General features: G+C 44.9%; 22 protein-coding genes and 1 other annotated feature. Of the genes, 13 read left to right on the top strand and 9 right to left on the bottom strand.

What is annotated here, in order from left to right:
* The first annotated feature begins 12 nt into the window (after positions 1–12).
* Positions 13–1,455 carry a 6-phospho-beta-glucosidase gene (locus tag FS818_RS09610; protein ID WP_145331611.1) on the top strand — a complete coding sequence of 481 codons (1,443 nt, stop codon included), beginning with the start codon at positions 13–15 and terminating at the stop codon, positions 1,453–1,455.
* Between the two features lie 299 nt (positions 1,456–1,754).
* Positions 1,755–2,153, top strand: a complete 399-nt coding sequence (locus FS818_RS09605) for a RidA family protein (RefSeq protein ID WP_123065790.1) — start codon at positions 1,755–1,757, stop codon at positions 2,151–2,153.
* 136 nt (positions 2,154–2,289) lie between these two features.
* Here FS818_RS09605 and FS818_RS09600 read toward each other — a convergent pair whose 3' ends face one another.
* Positions 2,290–3,450, bottom strand: a complete 1,161-nt coding sequence (locus tag FS818_RS09600; protein ID WP_145331610.1) for a S8 family peptidase — start codon at positions 3,448–3,450, stop codon at positions 2,290–2,292.
* Positions 3,451–3,649: 199 nt separating this feature from the next.
* Here FS818_RS09600 and FS818_RS09595 point away from each other — a divergent pair, with 199 nt between their 5' ends.
* From FS818_RS09595 to FS818_RS09575, 5 genes are all read left to right on the top strand, one after another.
* Positions 3,650–4,186, top strand: a complete 537-nt coding sequence (locus tag FS818_RS09595; RefSeq protein WP_145331609.1) for a GNAT family N-acetyltransferase — start codon at positions 3,650–3,652, stop codon at positions 4,184–4,186.
* Between the two features lie 84 nt (positions 4,187–4,270).
* Positions 4,271–4,447, top strand: coding sequence for a hypothetical protein (locus FS818_RS09590; RefSeq protein WP_260984581.1), 177 nt, complete (start codon positions 4,271–4,273; stop codon positions 4,445–4,447).
* A 51-nt stretch (positions 4,448–4,498) separates the two neighbouring features.
* Positions 4,499–5,359 carry a Cof-type HAD-IIB family hydrolase gene (locus tag FS818_RS09585; protein ID WP_186331635.1) on the top strand — a complete coding sequence of 287 codons (861 nt, stop codon included), beginning with the start codon at positions 4,499–4,501 and terminating at the stop codon, positions 5,357–5,359.
* A gap of 37 nt (positions 5,360–5,396) precedes the next feature.
* Entirely contained in the window at positions 5,397–5,657 is a 261-nt protein-coding gene (locus tag FS818_RS09580) for a hypothetical protein (protein WP_145331608.1), read from the top strand.
* Between the two features lie 133 nt (positions 5,658–5,790).
* Positions 5,791–5,973 carry a YjfB family protein gene (locus tag FS818_RS09575; protein WP_145331607.1) on the top strand — a complete coding sequence of 61 codons (183 nt, stop codon included), beginning with the start codon at positions 5,791–5,793 and terminating at the stop codon, positions 5,971–5,973.
* Positions 5,974–6,140: 167 nt separating this feature from the next.
* Here the strand turns inward: FS818_RS09575 and FS818_RS09570 are convergent, their stop codons facing one another.
* From FS818_RS09570 to FS818_RS09555, 4 genes are all read right to left on the bottom strand, one after another.
* Positions 6,141–6,896, bottom strand: coding sequence for an HAD family hydrolase (locus tag FS818_RS09570; RefSeq protein ID WP_145331606.1), 756 nt, complete (start codon positions 6,894–6,896; stop codon positions 6,141–6,143).
* A gap of 85 nt (positions 6,897–6,981) precedes the next feature.
* Positions 6,982–8,019, bottom strand: a complete 1,038-nt coding sequence (locus FS818_RS09565; RefSeq protein WP_145331605.1) for a zinc-dependent alcohol dehydrogenase — start codon at positions 8,017–8,019, stop codon at positions 6,982–6,984.
* 73 nt (positions 8,020–8,092) lie between these two features.
* Positions 8,093–9,331: an aspartate aminotransferase family protein gene (locus FS818_RS09560; protein WP_145331604.1), complete on the bottom strand. Its 1,239-nt coding sequence runs from the start codon at positions 9,329–9,331 to the stop codon at positions 8,093–8,095.
* A 108-nt stretch (positions 9,332–9,439) separates the two neighbouring features.
* Positions 9,440–10,657: an MFS transporter gene (locus FS818_RS09555; RefSeq protein WP_145331603.1), complete on the bottom strand. Its 1,218-nt coding sequence runs from the start codon at positions 10,655–10,657 to the stop codon at positions 9,440–9,442.
* Positions 10,658–10,967: 310 nt separating this feature from the next.
* Here FS818_RS09555 and FS818_RS09550 point away from each other — a divergent pair, with 310 nt between their 5' ends.
* Entirely contained in the window at positions 10,968–11,690 is a 723-nt protein-coding gene (locus FS818_RS09550; protein WP_145331602.1) for a pseudouridine synthase, read from the top strand.
* Between the two features lie 132 nt (positions 11,691–11,822).
* On the opposite strand, the gene FS818_RS09545 is transcribed toward FS818_RS09550, so the two are convergent.
* Positions 11,823–12,752, bottom strand: coding sequence for a DMT family transporter (locus tag FS818_RS09545; protein ID WP_145332829.1), 930 nt, complete (start codon positions 12,750–12,752; stop codon positions 11,823–11,825).
* A gap of 5 nt (positions 12,753–12,757) precedes the next feature.
* Positions 12,758–13,609 (bottom strand): AraC family ligand binding domain-containing protein, encoded by an 852-nt coding sequence (locus FS818_RS09540; protein WP_145331601.1) that lies wholly within the window; start codon positions 13,607–13,609, stop codon positions 12,758–12,760.
* 211 nt (positions 13,610–13,820) lie between these two features.
* Between FS818_RS09540 and FS818_RS09535 the strand changes: the two genes are divergently transcribed.
* The 5 genes from FS818_RS09535 (at position 13,821) to tyrS (ending at position 18,796) form a co-directional block, all read left to right on the top strand.
* Complete coding sequence (locus FS818_RS09535; RefSeq protein ID WP_145331600.1) at positions 13,821–14,129, top strand: Dabb family protein; 309 nt, start codon at positions 13,821–13,823, stop codon at positions 14,127–14,129.
* 159 nt (positions 14,130–14,288) lie between these two features.
* Positions 14,289–15,758 (top strand): protein adenylyltransferase SelO, encoded by a 1,470-nt coding sequence (locus FS818_RS09530; protein WP_145331599.1) that lies wholly within the window; start codon positions 14,289–14,291, stop codon positions 15,756–15,758.
* A 127-nt stretch (positions 15,759–15,885) separates the two neighbouring features.
* Positions 15,886–16,353 carry an Imm63 family immunity protein gene (locus FS818_RS09525; RefSeq protein WP_145331598.1) on the top strand — a complete coding sequence of 156 codons (468 nt, stop codon included), beginning with the start codon at positions 15,886–15,888 and terminating at the stop codon, positions 16,351–16,353.
* A complete protein-coding gene (locus tag FS818_RS09520) occupies positions 16,350–16,796 on the top strand; it encodes a DMP19 family protein (protein ID WP_145331597.1) in 447 nt (148 codons plus the stop codon). The genes FS818_RS09525 and FS818_RS09520 overlap by 4 nt, the downstream gene beginning before the upstream one ends.
* Before the next feature lie 145 nt (positions 16,797–16,941).
* Positions 16,942–17,184, top strand: a binding site (T-box leader).
* Between the two features lie 349 nt (positions 17,185–17,533).
* Positions 17,534–18,796 carry a tyrosine--tRNA ligase gene (tyrS, locus tag FS818_RS09515; protein ID WP_145331596.1) on the top strand — a complete coding sequence of 421 codons (1,263 nt, stop codon included), beginning with the start codon at positions 17,534–17,536 and terminating at the stop codon, positions 18,794–18,796.
* Between the two features lie 99 nt (positions 18,797–18,895).
* On the opposite strand, the gene FS818_RS09510 is transcribed toward tyrS, so the two are convergent.
* Both FS818_RS09510 and FS818_RS09505 read right to left on the bottom strand, forming a co-directional pair.
* Positions 18,896–19,177: a YxcD family protein gene (locus tag FS818_RS09510; RefSeq protein WP_090916857.1), complete on the bottom strand. Its 282-nt coding sequence runs from the start codon at positions 19,175–19,177 to the stop codon at positions 18,896–18,898.
* 5 nt (positions 19,178–19,182) lie between these two features.
* Positions 19,183–19,683, bottom strand: a complete 501-nt coding sequence (locus FS818_RS09505; protein WP_090916855.1) for a hypothetical protein — start codon at positions 19,681–19,683, stop codon at positions 19,183–19,185.
* Positions 19,684–19,746 lie beyond the last annotated feature (63 nt).

Below are 19,746 nucleotides of genomic sequence, written 5' to 3'. Positions count from 1 at the left end.
AGGAGTAATTCGATGTTTGAAAAAATGAAGGCTTTCCCGGATGGTTTTCTCTGGGGAGGAGCAACCGCGGCGAATCAGCTGGAGGGTGCATATCTTGAAGGGGGGAAAGGGTTAACGACGGTTGACCTGATCCCGATTGGAGCCAATCGTTTTCCGATTGCACTAGGTAACCTGGATTCGTTTGAACCCAAAGAAGGAGAGTTTTATCCTTCCCATGACGCGATTGATTTTTATCATCGGTATAAGGAAGATATCGCATTATTTGCCGAGATGGGATTCAAGTGCCTCAGGCTTTCGGTAGCCTGGGCACGGATTTTCCCGAATGGCGATGATACAGAACCCAATGAAGCGGGACTTCAGTTTTATGACGATGTGTTTGATGAATTGTTGAAGTACAACATTGAACCCGTCGTGACCATCTGTCACTTTGATGTGCCTGTGAACTTGGTGAAGAACTATGGCGGCTGGAAAAACCGCAAGATGATCGAATTTTTCGAGACTTATGCCAAAACACTGTTTACTCGTTACAAAAATAAAGTGAAATACTGGATGACATTTAACGAAATCAACATGCTGCTTCATCTTCCTTATATCGGCGCAGGAATTGTGCTTGAGGAAGGCGAGGACAAAGATCAGGTATTGTATCAGGCGGCTCACCATGAGCTCGTTGCAAGTGCGCTGGCGGTCAAAGCTTGTCATGAGATTATTCCAAGTGCACAAATTGGATGTATGCTGGCTGCAGGTATGGTTTACCCTTACAGTTCACATCCGGAAGATGTGTGGAAAGCGATGGATAAAGACCGGGAATCCTTCTTCTTTATTGATGTACAATCCAAAGGAGAGTACCCGGGTTATACCAAACGTTTTTTCAGAGAGAATAATATCCGTATTGAGATGCAACCGGAAGATGCCGCAATTTTGAAGCAACATACCGTTGATTACATTGGTTTCAGCTATTATGCTAGCCGTTGTACAAGTGCTGATCCTGAAGTGTTGAAGGATTCCACCGAAGGCAACGTGTTTGGATCAGTGAAGAATCCTTATCTTCAAGCGTCTGAATGGGGCTGGACCATCGATCCCAAAGGGCTTCGTATTACGTGTAACCAGCTTCATGATCGTTACGGCAAACCATTGTTTATTGTCGAAAATGGACTCGGTGCAACCGATGTGTTGCTGGATAATGATACGGTTGAAGATGACTATCGCATTGAGTATCTGAATAGCCACTTCGCTGAAATGGCCGAAGCGATTCAGGATGGGGTAGAACTTATTGGGTACACCAGCTGGGGTCCCATTGATCTGGTTAGTGCAGGCACGGGTGAGATGAAGAAGCGATATGGCTACATTTATGTAGACAGAAATAACGATGGAAGCGGAACACTTCGCCGCGTAAGAAAGAAAAGTTTCCATTGGTACAAAGAGGTTATTGCAAATAATGGAGCACAATACTTCTAGACCAAGAACAATCCCGTTCGTACGGGATTGTTTTTGGTTTGATAAGGAATCATTGGCTTGACGTCCGTTTGACTCGTGTTATGTTTTTTATTATAATTTATTAATGTAGAAAATCTTGTCAACTAAGAAGGGGGAGTCATCAGCCATGAAGAAAAAATCACTTGCGTTTATATCTTCAGGATATGGATACTCCACTGCGGTATTTTTTTAGAATCCAAAACACGGGAGAAGTCTGCCCAAATGGAGATTAAAACAATAAAAAACCGCAGAAAAATCTTAGGAATGATGAGGTAATGAACATGACAAATGAAAAAATTACGAGAAAAAATCCAACCAATATGCCATCCCCTGTAGGGAATTATACGCATATCACAAAAATTCCGAGGAATGCAGAGTTGTTTGTGACATCAGGGCAGGTTGGCGTAGATGTGAATGGTCAATTTCCGAATACGTTGAATGAACAAGTTACCAATACATTTCACAATATCAAAACCGTTATGCAATCCGAAGATTTGCATGCTGAACATATTATAAAAGTGAATGTATGGGCAACGGAGAAAATAGACTGGGATTACCTGTACGGCGAATGGGAGCAATTATTCGATCATGATTATCCGGCAATGACGATTGGATATATTACAGAGTTAGGTCTACCTGAGATCAAGATTGAAATTGAAATTTGGGCTGCAAAGCTGTAAAACCAATAATATTTCTATAAAAACGATGGAGCTTCTATCTTGTAGAAGCTCTATCGTTTTATTTGCATATTGGCGATCAAATATAAGTCAACACGGGTCGACCAATTATGTTAGCGGTAAATGAACACACGCATCATTAAGGGACTTGCACACTTTGATAAGCATTCAGCCTTCCGTACGTCCAATAGATGCCTGAACCGGATACGGGGTCTGAAGCGAAACAAAGTGCATCCCGGATTTGGGCATTTGTTTTGCCTTGAGCTGCGAGTAAAGCAGCCACACCGGCAACTTGAGGAGCGGCCATAGACGTTCCGCTAAGGTAAGCGTACGAACCACCAAGATAGGTGGAGAGGATGGTATCACCCGGTGCAGCCATATCCACCCAGGAGCCATAGTTGGAGAAATTTGATTTCAAGTCGGAAGAGTTGGTCGATGCAACAGCGATGACGTTGGCATACGACGCAGGAACAATCGGGAATGACGTATTGTCGTTACCTGCTGCTGCAATAATGACAGCTCCTCGATCCCATGCATACTGAACGGCGGCTTGAAGGAAAGCATCTCCTGTCGGTCCACCCAGACTAAGATTGACTACTTGAACCCCGTTATTGGCTGCAAAAACAAGCCCGTTGCCCACGTTTCCAATGGTTCCTTGCCCGTTGTTGTCCAGCACACGAAGCGGAACGATGGAAGCGAGAGGTGCTGTACCTGCAATGCCAACACCGTTGTTGGTAATGGAAGCAGCGATGCCGGCAACATGGGTGCCATGTCCGTTTCCATCCTCCGGAATGTTGTCATAATCGACGTAATCGTAACCGGGCAAGAGCTTGGATGCAAGTTCAGGATGATTTAACTGTACACCCGTATCAATGATGGCAATTTTAATCGAGCTGTTACTCTGATTGATATCCCATGCAGCAGGCGCATTGATTTTGGTGAGATTGTACTGATAAGGGAAGAAGGGATCGTTAGGTATAAATGAAGCTTCAACCAGATAGTTGGGATGTGCATGTTCTATGAGATTATGATGCTTGTACTGCTTGAGCATCCGGTGCATTTTTTTGCGAGATTCGATTCGGTACCACCCGAGGTCTTCATAGGTTTCGGCGACTTTGCATTTCGTTTTTCGATGAAGGGTGTGCATCTGATCAGGGGTTGTACCTTCTTTGAACTTGAGTAACAGTTGATGGGGGGCGTGAGGATCGAATTTATTTGCTTCCCTTTGGTCGACATAACGAAGGGTAACCCAGGTGGAAATCAAAATGAAAACGGCCAAGATGCCTAACCATAACCACATCGGCTTTACCCCTTTCTATATTGGATTCTGACACGCCTTATCCTATGCGGAATCTATGAAAATGCGCGGGCTTGCTTCCAAATTGGTCGTAAGTATAGCTAGACTCGTAGGTTTGAAATATGCTCAATTGATAGGTTTATTAGAATTCGTTAAGATGAAGAGGAGTATTTTATAATCGAAAATAAGGATTGTGATATGGTTGACAGAACATCAGATGAAGCCTGAAGTAAGACCTGTTCAATCCCATGAGATTCAGGAAACGATTGATTTTGCGATGCGTGTGCGTAGTGAAGTGTTTCCGATGATGGATCATAGCGTATTGCCTAAGGATTTTGAGCAGTTCAACGAACATTATATGAACCGGAATGATACTGTTTTTGTGATTGCACGAGCGGGCGAAGCAGGTATTATCGGCTCGATTGGCATTGTTCCTTATGATGGGCGAATTCAGGTTATTGAAGGTCGTTACTCTAAACGCATAGCAGCTGAGATTGTAAAATGTTACGTTGATCCTGCCTACCGCAGGTATGGCATCGGTTCACTGATGGTAGAAGAACTTAAGCGAATCGTGACTAAAATGCAGTATACAACGTTATATTTGCATACCCATCGTTTTCTGCCTGGAGCCGTGGATTTCTGGGAACGTCAAGGGTTTACATGTATTACGGAAGAAGAAAATGAATGGCAAATCGTGCATATGGATCAACCCATCAACCTTCAGATCGGAGAGATGTAAGAATGTACACAAGTCTGATTGAGAAACTAGCCCACACAAAGGCGTTAAAATGGTTCCCGAACCATCAAGTTCAGGAAAGCTGGAATGTTTATCCCGGATGAGGATGAATATTACTATTTTGATACACGAATGGCTGATGAACACGGAGAGTTCAAGGTGATGCGTTTAGATTACTTTAATGGAGAGCCGGAAGTATATGCCGATTCTTTTGCCGAATTTCTGGAAAAGTTGATTGATCAACGAACACCTCGGAACGCATAGCACATTGAAACGGAAGGTTTCAGACAGAGAATACAACTGGGGGAATGACAGATGAGTAGCATAAAACCAAAAATCGTATTTATTGATATTGACGGCACATTGGTAGACGATGACGGTAACATCCCTTTGTCTGCTCAAGAGGCTTGTAAACAAGCGCGTAAGAATGGACATCTGCTGTATTTATGCACAGGCCGCTCCAAGGCTGAGATCTATGATTCGATCTGGGATGTAGGCTTCGACGGATTGATTGGAGCAGGCGGCGGATACGTGGAGTATGGTTCTGACGTGTTATATCATAAAAAAGTAACGGCAGAAGATGTTCGTCATATGGTTGATTTCTTCAATGGGCACGGCATTGATTTCTATCTTGAATCCAATTCAGCATTGTACGCAAGCAGTAATCTTCAATCCCATTTGGAACGCCGTATCTATGGTGATATCGAGAATGATCCAGTTGCCCGGGAGAAAAAGGAAACTAAACCTCATCCGTTTATTGCAGGGTTAACCTACGGTGAAGCCGATCTGTATAAAGACGACGTAAACAAGGTCTGTTTTCTGGAAAGCCCGGTGGTTCCCTTTGAACAAATCAAACAGGAGTTTGAAGGCAAATTTGAAGTGATTCAGTGTACCGTACCTGTGTTTGGAGAGGGTAGCGGGGAATTGATGATTCCGGGAATTCACAAAGCGATTGCGATTGCGGATCTGTTAGAGCATCTGGGAATGTCGAGAGAAGACACATTGGCCATCGGCGATGGCATGAATGATGCCGAGATGCTGGAGTACTGTGCTGTGGGGATTGCGATGGGCAATGCGAAGCCAGGCCTGAAAGCTATTGCTGACGATATCACTGGCTCCGTGGAAGAGGATGGACTATATCATAGTTTTGTGAAGCATGGGTTAATAGAGGTATAATTCTATTCACTTTGAATTGAAGAGGTGAGAAGAGTATATGTCAGAAATAATCAAAGTGGAATTTGAAATTAGTGCTTGGGGTCATGAAACGACTCAGAATCATGGAGATTTTTTTCAAAAACATGAGATTCTGAGAATACGAACTTTACCTAAGGATACTACGCTAGAGCAGGTTGAACAAATGGCGAAGGACATGATCGCTGAGATTAAATCGGTTTATCCAGAGCCTGAGCAAATGGGGGTCAAAGTTACAATGAGGGCCAAAGAAACAGGTGGATTATTCACATATCTAGGGTAGGAATATGCGATGAGGAATAGTACGGATGAATAACTTTGAACGTTATTACATATCGTATAACATTTGTTTTTTCTTTGACCGATATATGAAGAGGTATACGAAATCATAAGACAAGGCGAAAGGAGTGTACTTGATGGATATCGCAGCATTGTCTATGGCAAAGAGTCAGGCTTCGCTAGCTCAGGCAGCAAGTCTGCAAGTGATGTCAATGACCAAAGATATGGCACAGCAGCAAGGTCAGCAAATGGCTGAGATGTTGAAGTCGGCCCCAGCTCCCCACCCTAATCTGGGCGGAAGTCTTGATATTTCCGTATAAGTGAGTTTGAGCTAAAGCTTACAATTATGGATGTGTTACACAAAACGTGCAACAAGCAAAATGAGAAGTAGCTTCAATTCGCGGGAATTGGAGCTGCTTCTCATTTGTTTTGCCTGATAAATTCAGTAAGCTTGAATCAATAAACAGGTCCTATAACAAGACCTATCTTAAACTGATCTGGATAAGTCCGGTGTAGAGCTTTCAAAAGGCAACGTATCCTTCAAAGTCCATAACTCATCGTAACTGGAAATCTGCACATCAGCTTTGGAGAGATTCTGATCGCCCGAGCCCGGATTATGATAGCCGATGCAACGCATGCCTGCACTTTTGGCAGCTTGAACCCCGTTGCGTGAATCCTCTATAACGAGGCAATGGGCTGGAGAAATGCCGATCTGGCTGGCTGCTGCAAGGAAAATGTCCGGCGCCGGTTTGCCGTGTTCAACCTCTTCACCAGTCAGGCGAACATCAAAGTACGCACCCAATCCTGTTTTCTCCATGATTAGATCAATGAGTGCCCGAGGAGAAGAGGAAGCAACGGCAATCGGGATGTGTTGCTCATGTAGCCAGCGAATCCACCGTTCTACCCCAGGCATAGCCACAAGCTTGGCATGAGCTAACATCTTTTCCATGACATGTTGCTGATGATACGCAAGAATCTCTTCCAGCGGCACCTTGACCTGATACTTGTCGATGACTTGTTGCCACATGGATTCTAGCGTGACACCGACAAAAGAATGATGTTCTTCCAACGTCACAGCGGCCCCGAAATGATCAAATGAACTCCGCTCTATCTCGAAATAAATCGGCTCACTATCGATGAGAACGCCATCCATATCAAAGATGACCCCTTGAATCGAAACGTGACGATGTTCATCCTCTATTTGATTCCTGTCCAGACGTCCAGCCACTTGATCTGCTGTCATGCAGCATTCCTCCTCTGAATGATGTCCCATATGTTTTAGTGTAACTGCTTTTTCTGCAGCATTCCAGCAAGCTATGAAAAATGAATTAATTGGACTGCAACACAACCTTGATGGCATGAGAGGAGGCCTGTAAGGTGCGTTCCTGTATATCGCATCCAAGTGTGCGGAATGCTTCTTCATAATCTTCCAGCGGAAAAGAATGGGTTATAATTTTTTTGGCAGGTATAATCTGTTGTTCAATCATATAATGTGCGGTGGCAAACGTTCCAAGCGAGTCAATAGAGCCGATAATTTTCAGGCTGCGATCCACAACTTCCTTCGGGTTAAAGGACGTATTTCCATCCCGTAAACCAACCAGCATCAAATAACCGCCACTGGCGAGCTGTGATAATACTTGAGTGCCTACAACACCAGTGGTATCTACAATCATATCGACTTGTCCGGTTGTCGGAGCGATATCTGTAATGGCTTGCTCAAAGGAAGCATGAACTTGCCAGCGTTCTGGTGCAATGGAGCCTGCAATAGCTAAGCGTTCTTCGGAGATGTCGACAAGACTTCCCGTTACGCCTTTGGAAGCGAGTGCGTAGCTGTACAGAATGCCAATGGGTCCAGCCCCAAGGATAATCGTTCTGAAATTCGGCAACAAGTGAATCTGGTTAATGCCTGTCAACATACAGCTTAGCGGCTCTGTTAAGGTAGCTTCTTCGTAGCTAACATGATCTTTTAATGGATATAAGAAGCGATCTTCTGTCACGTAATAATCCGTGAACGTGCCATCTGCACTTACTCCCGTTTCCGTAACAGACTTGTGAGTACAGTGGTTCTGCCTTCCTGTCCTGCACATGTCGCATTGACCACAGTAATATGTGGGATCGATGACAACACGATCTCCTGGTTGCAAAGTGGTGACGGCGGAGCCGACAGCAATTACTTCACCTGCGGATTCATGTCCAAGAATGACGGAAGGAATCGCATGATATTTTCCGCTAACAATGCCTAAATCTGTTCCGCAAACCCCGGTTGCCCGTATACGCACAAGCACCTGATTATCTCTGGTAATTTCGGGAACAGGTCGTTCCTCGAGTGCGACATCCCATGCCGATTTATATACTAATGCAAGCATGATGGAACCTCCTTTTTTTGTAGGAACTACATTTTTTCAAACTACATTTCGATGCTAAAATAACTTCCGATCATTAATGAACGCTGGCGAGGACAGAATCCAATCGATCCACAATCTCGACCAGTTCGTCCTCGGTCGTTGTCAGAGAAGGGCGTACTTTAACGACGTTGCCGAAGCCGTACCGTGAACTGCGCAGAATCAAATGTTGATCTTCAAAGGCCCGGTCGATGATTGCATTGGTTTTAGGAGTATCGGGCTCGTTGTGGTCACTTACGATTTCGAGCCCCCACATGAGTCCCACTCCGCGGGCTTCTCCGATGCTAGGATATTTCAGAGCGAGCTCCTGTAGCAGTCCGCCAAGCAAAATTCCCTTTCGTTTGACCGCATCCAGAAATCCCGGTTCTGAGACAACTTCCAGTGTGGACTTGGCAGCGGTGACCGAGATGAGATTACTGCCTGAGGTAAAAGAATGCTCGTGTTTTTCCAGTACATTTAATCGGGATTGCATCAGAACTGCAGCTACAGGCACACCGATACCGCCAAGGCCTTTGGCAAGTGTGATCATATCGGGCTGGATATCAAATAATTCGCTCGCAAACATCGTACCCGTTCGTCCGACCCCCGTTTGGACTTCATCAGCAATGAGAAGCATGTCGTTCTCATCACATAATTGGCGAAGGCGCTTGAAATATCCTAGCGGTGGAACGATGTTGCCGCCATTTCCGAGAATGGGCTCAATGATCATACAAGCGACCGAGCCTGAGCTGGCATACTCTATAGCATCAGATATCGCTTCAACACATTGATATCCGCACTCGCTACTTTCACTTTTGAACGGGCAACGATAACAATATGGTGCGGGTACATGAACCGCATTAGGAGCTGAAGAGTTGGGAAAACGCTTGCGTCTAAAGGCATTACCTGAGATGCCCGTTGCGAATTGGGTCTGTCCATGGTGAGAAAGGTACAAGCTGATAATGTCCGTTGATCCTGTATACTTCTGGGCAATTTTAGTTGCACACTCATTGGCCGTAGACCCGGTAATATCCCGCATCCATCCGGCATCGATATTGTTCGGAGCATACTCAATCAAGTGTTCCAATACTTCATTGACGTAAGGTTCCGTGAAGGAGGAAGACATATGCGTAAGATTGCCGACTTGTTCCTGAATTTTATTGACTACATGTGGATGATTATATCCCAAGGACAGATTAAACGTGCCCGAGACGCCATCTAGATATTCCACACCTGCATCGTCAATCAACTTAATCCCTTTTCCGACTGTAAAGCGGTTATTGGTTAAAGTTTGCATTCGGATTCCTCCAATAGTTTAGTGTACTAGCTAGGTGAACAATATGATTCATACCGGACGGTTTGGGCATCCCCCCTTTCAAGTGTTGAAGTCAGTAGGCTTTACAAGTTATATTTCTTTGGTTTGTTGTGGGAATGCAGAGCTCAATGATTCATTTCGAGTGTTCCACAGGTGGGAGAGGATCAACGTCAGCAATAAAAGCAAACAAAATCCCGCTAAAATCATGATGGTGCCGACGATCGGCCATGCGCTCATACTCCAACCCGTGAGATACTGTAACGTGGCACCGCCAATACCGCCGGAGGCAATCAATATACTCGTTGTCCTTTCCGTCATGCCAGGAATTAGCACATTCGCATAGACGAGTGCGATGCAGAATAAACCCGACATAAATAATCCTGTGCCAAAGATTAGCCCATATGTTACCCATTGACCGGACACGAATATCATAGATACCGTAAACAGCAATGTACCTATCGTGCTCCAGATCAAGAAGGGCATATAATTGACGGCTTCAGCGATTTTGCCAGAGAAAAGGCGTCCGACAATCATGGCAATCCACAGAATGGATACACTTAGGGAGGCGATAGATTCTTTCAGTTCCAAACGTTCTACCAGAATGGAGGGCAGGAAATTCATCAATCCGAGCTCCAGTCCCATATAAACAAAGAAAAAGACAACGAAGAGGGAGAGCAACCCCAGATGTTTTTTGGAATAACTGGCTTTGTTTGTCCCGTTTTTCCCCTGTTGTGTCGTATTTTCTCCAGCCTGTTCGAGGTATTGTGCAGCAGGCCGAGGCATGGTGACCCACGGGATCATGAGCATGAGCGCGCATGTAGCAACCGTGAAGAACGTCAGGTGCCACTGATCCAGCCAGATGAACAGGGCAGCTGCCGCGGGGATGAGCAGTGCGCCGAGGGCAAAAAATACATCCAGTTTGGACATGGCAACCGCTTTCTGATTTTCTGTAAATTCGATCGTGAAGGCGCCGACGGAAGGTTCAATGATGCCTGAGCCAAACCCGACAATAATGGTCAACAGAAGCAGGACGTTCCACGAAGGCAACCATCCGAGCACTATATAAGCTGCAATAATGCAGATCAACGCGAGGGTGAGCATCCATTGTCGACCAATTCTGGCCGTCATGGAAGGGGACACAAGTACACCGACAAGAAACCCGAGAAACTGCAAAAATAGTAGAAATCCCCCGTCACTGTAACCGCGCTCATAATGGGGTAGCAAAACGGGTAGAAGCGCACCAAGTACGACGCTGGTTATGCCAATCAACAGATAGAATCCGCAGCTTAAAACGAATATTCTTTTCAAATGTCTACCTCCTCGAAGTGGATAACATTTTTATAAATTGAAATAAATGTTTATTTTATATTTAACTTATACCATAATTTTGAAATTGTACAAGCTTTTTATTGTAAAATTATGTTAAAGTTTGGCGAGGCCATTCTTTTTTTGGTTCATCCTGTCCGACTACAAGATTTATGTCGAAGATGACTCAGTTGCGTCACTTTTCATTTCATGAGAAGATGAGGTTCAGCGCTTAATAAGGTAAACGGAATGATTGATCAAAATAATGAAAGACTTAGGGAAATACAGATTAAATAATGAGAAGCGGTGAAATATGTTAATCAACAAATACATAAGTGAGACGGGACATTTCTCCCGCAGGGAAACGACTCGGCGTATTGCAGCCGGAAGAATTACAATCAACGGCAGGGTGTGTGTAAAAGGAGATACGGTTGCACCAGGAGACATTGTGCTGATGGATGGGGAGGAGATTCCGGAGCGGAATCCGGAGGACGTGTATATCGTTCTGAACAAACCTGTTGGCATCACCTGTACGGCAGCTGAACAGGTTGAGGGCAATATCATTCAGTTTGTGAATTATCCTTCACGCATTTTTGCAGTCGGCCGGCTGGATAAAGCGTCAGAGGGGTTGATTTTGCTCACGAATAACGGAGATATCGTGAACAAAATGATGCGTTCGGAGCATCATCATGAGAAAGAGTATGTCGTCACCGTGGACAAGCCGGTCACTGATGCATTTCTACAATCGATGTCACAAGGCGTGGAAATTCTGAATGTGGTTACCAAACCATGTGAGGTGTATAGACAAGACGAGAACGTCTTTCGAATTATTTTGACACAAGGGCTTAATCTGCAAATCCGCCGAATGTGCAAAGCGCTGGGGTACAGGGTTTTAAAGTTGGAGCGCATTCGCATTATGAATATTAGTTTGGATGAACGACTGAAAAGAGGGGAATGGAGACATTTGGAGAAACAGGAGTTGGATTTGCTCATGTCTCAATTAGATCTAGATCAAGATGAAGCAGGGGATGAGTAGTGATGGGCTTGCCCAATCTCTGTGGTATAAGCTAATTTTCATAGAAAAAGACACAGAAGACACGACCCCGTTTGCCAGGGATCGTGTTTTTACATTGTGCACGTTTTTACGTAACTTCTAACGAGAAGTGATTTATATGTCGCGGCGTAATTTTGCCGAAAATAGGTTGTGTTTTTTCCTTCTCGCCGTGCTCTCCGAAATGTAAGATCCATACAACGTAAGGGATGCGCCTAGTATGCTCACCCAGGTGATGCGTTCATGAAGAAAGAATGCAGATGAACCAACGGTAATCACAGGTACGAGATAGATGTATACACTTGTTGGAATCGCTCCCAGTAGCTTAACGGCTTGATTCCATGTCACAAAACACAGGGCTGAGGCGCCTACACCGAGAAAGAGAAAATTCAATAAATTGGTGAGTTGTGTGAATCTTGCGACATTCAGGTCAAATTCAACTAAACCGAACGCTGGTAACATGAATAGCAGACCATAGAAAAACACTTTACGCGTTGCGCCTATAACATTGTAGTTTCGTAACCCTATTTTACGCATCATAACCGAGTACACTGCCCACACAGCAGGAGCGATAAAGGCAAGCAAGTCACCTAAGGGATTAAGCTGTAACATATAGCTTCCGTTTAGTGTAACAAGAATAATACCACACATCGCGATGCCAAATCCGATTAGAAAGCGGCGAGTTAACGTTTCTCCGTCCAGAAAAAAGTGGGCAAGTACAGCAGTGAAGAAAGGAGCGACGGATACAATGATGCTAGCGTTGGACGCTGTCGTATATACCAAAGCCATATTTTCAATGAGAAAATACAAGGTCACTCCACATAAACCTGCACCCATAAATAATGCTTCTTCCCGCCAAGAAACAACTTTCTGAGTACGTGGATAGATCATCCACAGGACGAGATAACCGATCAGAAAACGGAACAGTAAGATTTCAACAGGGGTAAAGTCTTTCAGCAACACTTTTGTTGAAATAAAGGTGGTTCCCCAGATGAGAATGGTAAATAAGGCAAGCAGGTGTCCGGCAACATGGTTGTGATTACGCATTAAAGTCATCGCTTGTTTTCCTGCAATCGTGTACTCTCGGCACCGTGATTAAAAATACGGCGATATTGTTTGGGCGTTAGACCAATCAGTTTTTTGAAAAAATTGGTGAAATGGCTTTGATCACTAAAGCCCGACTGAGCAGCAACATCTATAGGCAGTAGTCCCTGTTCCAAAAGGCGTTTGGCTTGATTGATCCGTATCGTTTCAAGATAGCGGTAGGGAGGTATGCCTTTTTGACGAGCGAACTGTCGCAGTAAATGGTATTTGCTTATGCCCGAGAGCTCGGATAATTCATTCAAGCTGATGTTTTCCGAGTAATGGACTTCCATATAATCACACAGTTGCCGAATCTCCAACGTTATATTTTGTTCAGCTTCAGCCGTCTCTGTATCCGTGTAATCTTTCAGGAGTTGATCAAGTAGTAAGAAAAGCATCTCTTCTTTGCAGAAGTCAGGCTGCTCCTCAAGTATGAGCTGATGCAGCTCATGGAGCGAGGAGACCAGTTCACTTTGGTATAGAACATGGGTGGTAAATCTCGGCAGATAAGTCTGTCCAGTAATTTCACGCACGTACTCCAGCATAACTTCTGGCTGAATATTGATACAACGGTAATCCAATTTTCTTCCATCTACCTGCTCACAGGCATGAGGATCTTGGGGGTTGAAAATAATGATGTCACCGCTGTTTAATAGGTATTCCTCGTTGTTGCAGATCAGATGCCGTTTCCCTTCTTCAATAAATCCAATCACATAATAGTCATGAAAATGATTGGGAAATTTCTGCATGATGCCTTCAAACTGATAAGCTTCCAGTTGCAAATCTGGATCATAAACGACGGTTCGCATTTCTCGACTCATGATGCACCTTCCTTCTGGTATGTTTAGGTGATTATAACGTGCACCTGAGGCTGAATTCTTGAACAATATTGCTATTATACCGGAGCGGTGAATCGAGAACATCTATTTGAGTTCAGGTTATGTTTAATTTAAAATAAGAAGGGTAGAGATGAAAGATTTTCCGCCAATTCAATAAATGGTTTTCCTTCAATGGATAAGGAGATGGGCTGATATGTTTGAACACTTGGTTATTTTTAAATTTAACGATAAAATCACACCTGCGAAGCAACAGGAGTTTGTAGCTCAGTTACTTGCGTTACAGGATCAAATTCCCGGGATTGTTGATCTGACGGCTGGCGTGAATGTAACGGAGGAAACCGATCGCATTCAAGGATTCACCCTTGGATTAAGAGTGACATTTGAAGATCAGGAAGCCTTGCGAGCATACGGTCCGCACCCTGCACATCGGGCATTCGTAGCCTCTCTGGATGGCTGGATTGAGAACGTGATTGTAACAGATTATCCGATCCCTGCGAAGTAAAATACCAATAAGCACTTGGTTTCATGCCGGATGATCACGTCAGACAAGAACTGTTATTACTTTGAAATTTTCATGCGACGACATAAATGAGCATGGGTTCACAAATGCTACATGAAGATAAAAGGAAAATTTCCTTAGTTAGGAGAAGGAGTGCGACCCATGGAAAAAAGCGATTTAAACGCAGGCTGGAATCTGGAACACAGTTATGCAGAACTGCCTCAAACATTCTATACAAGACAACAAGCTATGCCTGTCCAGTCTCCAGATTGGATCATTTTTAATCAAACACTGGCGGTCAGTCTGGGGTTGGACGCAGATGTGTTGCACAGCCCCGAAGGCACAGCTATCTTTGCGGGGAATAACATACCGGACGGAGCCGAGCCCCTTGCACAAGCGTATGCAGGTCATCAATTTGGTAACTTTAATATGCTTGGGGATGGACGTGCTTTACTTCTGGGTGAACAGATTACTCCGCAAGGGGACCGAGTTGATATTCAGTTAAAAGGTTCAGGACGGACGCCGTATTCCCGCGGAGGGGACGGGCGCGCTGCCGTTGGTCCGATGCTTCGGGAGTATATTATCAGTGAGGCAATGGTTGGTCTGGGAATTCCTACGACACGAAGCTTGGCTGTTGTCTCCACAGGAGAGAACATTTATCGTGAAACAGAGCGCCCGGGGGCTATTCTCACTCGAGTCGCGGCCAGTCATATTCGAGTTGCAACTTTTCAGTATGCAGCCCAATTTGGTTCAGTAGAGGATTTACGTGCACTCGCAGACTACACTATACGTCGTCATTTCCGGCAAGTAGAGGGTAACGAACAGCGTTATCTAAGGTTCCTGCAGGAAGTGATCAAACTTCAGGCGCAGCTTGTCGCAAAATGGCAACACGTAGGTTTTATTCACGGGGTCATGAATACGGACAATATGGCAATTAGCGGGGAAACGATTGATTATGGTCCCTGTGCTTTTATGGATACGTATAACCCGGCGACGGTGTTCAGCTCAATTGACAGGCAAGGCCGATATGCTTATGGCAATCAACCCTACATTGCGGGCTGGAATTTGGCTCGTTTTGCTGAGACATTACTGCCGTTGCTACATGAAGATGAAGAGCAGGCTGTACAAATCGCTCAGGATGCCATTGCACAGTTCTCTGAATTGTATCACCACCACTGGTTATCGGGGATGCGTGCCAAGCTCGGTCTTTTTAAGGAAGAAGCGGAAGATGAGACCTTGATTAAGGATCTGCTTGAACTGATGGAAAAGCATGCTGCGGACTACACGAATACGTTTGTGGCTCTGACACTGAACAGACTGGAAACCCTCACACTTAGTGACGAGTCTGATTTCAAGGAGTGGCATTCACGCTGGCAAGACAGATTAGGTAGACAACCGGAATCCAGCGATGAAGTGTTGGAGCAGATGAAACGAAACAATCCCGTTGTGATTCCGAGGAACGAGAAGGTAGAGGAGGTGTTGCAACGAGCCGAGCAGGACGGAGACTACAGCTTGATCCAGCCTTTGCTGGATATTCTCCAGCGTCCTTATGCTTATACGCCGGAACAGGAAGCATTTGGTGCGATTCCAGTGTCCTGTGACCCTTCGTATAAGACGTTCTGCGGGACTTAACATCTCTGTGAACCTGAGAGGAAAAGGTGAGGGCTGCCAAGAGGCAGCTTTTTCATTGGGAGCCATTATAATCGATTATATGAGGTTGATCTCACACCTTAAATGTTAGAGAAGGAAGGTGAATCTTGTGTCCAATCTGTTGAGCATGGAGGAGCTAGCCCAGCAACTCCTTGAGTTGTTATCACGCACTTCTTACCCGATGGAACAGATGGAAAGTTATGTGAACCGATTGGATGAGTCGTTCAAATGGGAAGGTGCACCCTATGTCGAAATAGGCGGTGGAGATTATATTGTTACAATCTATGAACGCGGTGTACCGTCCCTGATTAAAAAGCTGAAGCACGTGGAGGAGGTCCTCTACTGGTTGCTGGAAGATATGATTTTTACAGCCGCACATGTGAGCCTGCTTAAGAAGTATGGTGTCGATAATGTTAACACTCATCTCGATTATACAACTGAAGTGTGGCAAGAGATCGAAGATAATGTACGGGCAGCTTTTCAAGCGATCGGTGATCCATACTTAACCTGGCATCTAGAGGGTAAACGAAGGGAACTGGAAACGGTTCATCCCAGGAAGGGGAAATCTTCGATATGAGCGAACGGGATATTCAGGATGTGTGGTATGATTACGCATTGACTTTTGTGGAGAAAAAGAATCAGTCTGTGCAAGGATGGACTGCGCTTTCCCAGACGGAACAAGAGATTGCAGCGTTGTGGCTGTTTGAGGCAGATGTTTATAACGGTGGTTTTATGCAATTCTTCTGCAACTGGGGAGAAGAGGCGTATAAGATCGCTTGCAAGGCACTTGAAACGATCGGCGCGAACCAGGTTTTGAGTAATGTGAAGCAGCAGTATGCTTGTTTTGAGCATTTGGAAAACGATTCTAGACTAACGGGGTTATGGGACATCCCGAAATATCTGGAGACGGAGCAAGAAGAACTTCTTGATGAATTGGATCAGCAGCTCTGGAATAACGAAGATCAGGTTGCAACGAAGGCTTACGCTTATTACCATGATCAGCTTCAAATCACGTTATAATTTATTTTGGCAGGATAAATTGCCTTCCAGCATGCATTATTTTCCCGGATCAGTACGATATCTTTGATATGGACCTGTTCATTATCGGAATACTAGCGCTTGCAATGTGCGGAACGTTTCGCTATACTGGCTATAATTAAATACATGAATTACGTTGATAGAGCGCAGTAGCGGCTTTGTCCCTGTTACAGAAAGTCAGGGGGTGATGGAACCTGATACATACAAGGGCTGCGAATTACACTCTGGAGTACTTGGGTAATGCCAAGCGGATGGGCAAACGATAACTTGCTGAAAGTGGTATGGATCGCTATTTTTTGAACATATGAATGTTCGGAGAGGTTGTCCATGCAATTTGGGTGGTACCACGGTTATTCTAATCGTCCCTGTGTCTGTGAAGACAAGGCGGCGATTTTTTTGTGTCCAAAAATACCGTTGGCAATGTTAGGGTGTGTCTGCACTATATAAGTTGACTATTTATTAACACTTTAACGGAGAGGACAGAAAAAACCTGAAAAAACGAAGCTAAAAGCTTTCTGAAAGAAAGCTAGCATCGGAAGCATACGCTTCGCCTTTATCACCGGATTTTTCCCCTTGGCAAAGGGAATCCAAAAAAATCTGGGGATAACCGCTACTCTCCAGGTTATTCTGTCATCGAAGTGGACGGTGTAAAATCTTTAGTTCAACTTATATAACGTAAGTCATGACTGAATTTTGATGATAGAAAAGGGGTTATAACAATGAACATTATTGACGAACTACAGTGGCGGGACGCCATTAATCAACAAACGGATGCGGAAGGGCTACGTGAACTGACGGAGAGCAAAGCGATCTCCCTGTACTGCGGTGTAGACCCGACAGGTGACAGTATGCATATCGGACACTTGATTCCGTTTATGATGCTGAAACGTTTCCAGCTGGCCGGTCACCGTCCGGTGATCCTCATTGGCGGCGCAACGGGTACGATTGGTGACCCGAGTGGTCGTCAGTCCGAACGTTCTTTGCAGACGCTGGAGCAAGTGCAAGAGAATGTAGACGCGTTAACGGCACAGATGAAAAAGTTGTTTGTTACCGAAGGCGACAATCAGGTTCGCATGGTTAACAACTACGACTGGACACATAAGATTAACGTCATCGAGTTCCTGCGTGACTACGGGAAAAACTTTAACCTGAACACCATGCTGGCAAAAGATGTCGTAGCAAGCCGTCTTGAAGGCGGAATTTCATTCACGGAATTCTCCTACCAGATTCTGCAATCTCTTGATTACCTTCACTTGTTCCAAACGGAGGATGTACAACTACAGATTGGTGGATCTGACCAATGGGGTAACATTACGAGCGGTCTGGATCTGATTCGTAAAAAAGAAGGCTCAGAATCCAAAGCTTACGGCTTGACCATCCCACTGATGCTGAAGTCGGACGGTACGAAGTTTGGTAAAACAGCTGGCGGTGCGATCTGGCTTGATCCGAATAAAACGACGCCGTTTGAATTCTACCAGTTCTGGGCGAATACAGATGACCGAGATGTGATTAAATACTTGAAATACTTCACATTCCTGAGCAAAGAAGAAATCGAAGCCTTGGCTGAGAAAGTGGAGACAGAGCCGCATAAACGTGAAGCGCAGAAAGCCTTGGCAGAGGAAATGACCAAGTTCGTTCACGGCGAAGAGATGCTGGAACAGGCAAAACGTATTACAGCAGCTTTGTTCAGCGGAGATATTCGTTCCCTGACAGCAGATGAGATCGAGCAGGGCTTCAAGGAAATGCCAACATACGAAACAGACGGTGAAGCTAAAAATATTGTAGACTGGCTTGTGGATCTTGGTTTGGAGCCATCGAAACGTCAAGCTCGTGAGGATGTGACCAAGGGCGCCATCTCTATGAACGGCGAAAAAATTACGGAGCTTGAATTTACGGTATCTGCAGAGCACGCGATTGGCGGCAAATTTATCATCATCCGTAAAGGTAAAAAGAACTACAGCCTGGTTAAGCTTCAATCATAGTTATTTTCAGATCAAGCAACCAAAAAGACCGTCTCCCATGCTGTCAGATGACAGAGGGGAGACGGTCTTTTGTATAACAAGCTAGTAGCTAGCCGTATTTTAATGTTGATTGACAATCGCAGTGATCTCTTCATCCAGATCGAGAGTAACATCTTCGCGATACGCACGAATATTGTACTCGCTGTGCAAGTAGCGAAGAATCGCTTCGATCATGTTGGATTCCACCAGGAACTGACTGCGACCCTGAATCCAGACTTCTGCGGAATAACCGGTATCTTCTTCCCAGCTTAGCTCCACATTTACGTCCGTAGGACGTACGCCTTTACGTTCTGCCATGTGAATGCAGATTGCATTCACAATCTCGTCCATACTTAGAACCATAGAGCTTAGTACCGTCCGTTTCTGTTACGATCATCATCACGATCGTCACGGCGGTCATAACGACCATCCGCAGCAGGTTTGCGACGATTTGTAATGGCTCTGAACAATGCCATAGCGAGCATAACAATCAACATAATTGCAGCTACGTTCACGAGCAATCCAAGAATGTTACCCAGTGCTCCCATACCGCCAAACAGTCCGCCGAACAACATACCTGCCAGACCACCCAGCATCATACCTTTCATGAAGCCGCCGCCACCGCCAAAGAATCCACCACGGTTATTTGCCGCTGCGCCAGTATTGGAATTGTTACGGGAATTGGACTGACTTACGTTATTGTCTGATTTCTTAGGGGTGTTCGTATAACTCTTCGTACCGGATTTGAATCCACCGCCGCCTCGTCTTGCATCAGCACTGTCCGGATTCGTAACACCAACCGTTGCGAACAGTAGTGTGAATGCCATGAAAACCATCATTAGATGTTTAATTCCGAATTTTTTCTTCATTGTATAGATCGTAACCCCCTGATTAAATTTGTTTAACTCCCAAAATGGGCCTTACTCTAGTAA

This window comes from Paenibacillus xylanexedens (assembly GCF_007680605.1).
In the GTDB taxonomy this organism is placed as follows: domain Bacteria; phylum Bacillota; class Bacilli; order Paenibacillales; family Paenibacillaceae; genus Paenibacillus; species Paenibacillus xylanexedens_B.
Note: the sequence above shows the minus strand (reverse complement) of the source record. Positions and strands in the feature narration are given on the sequence as shown.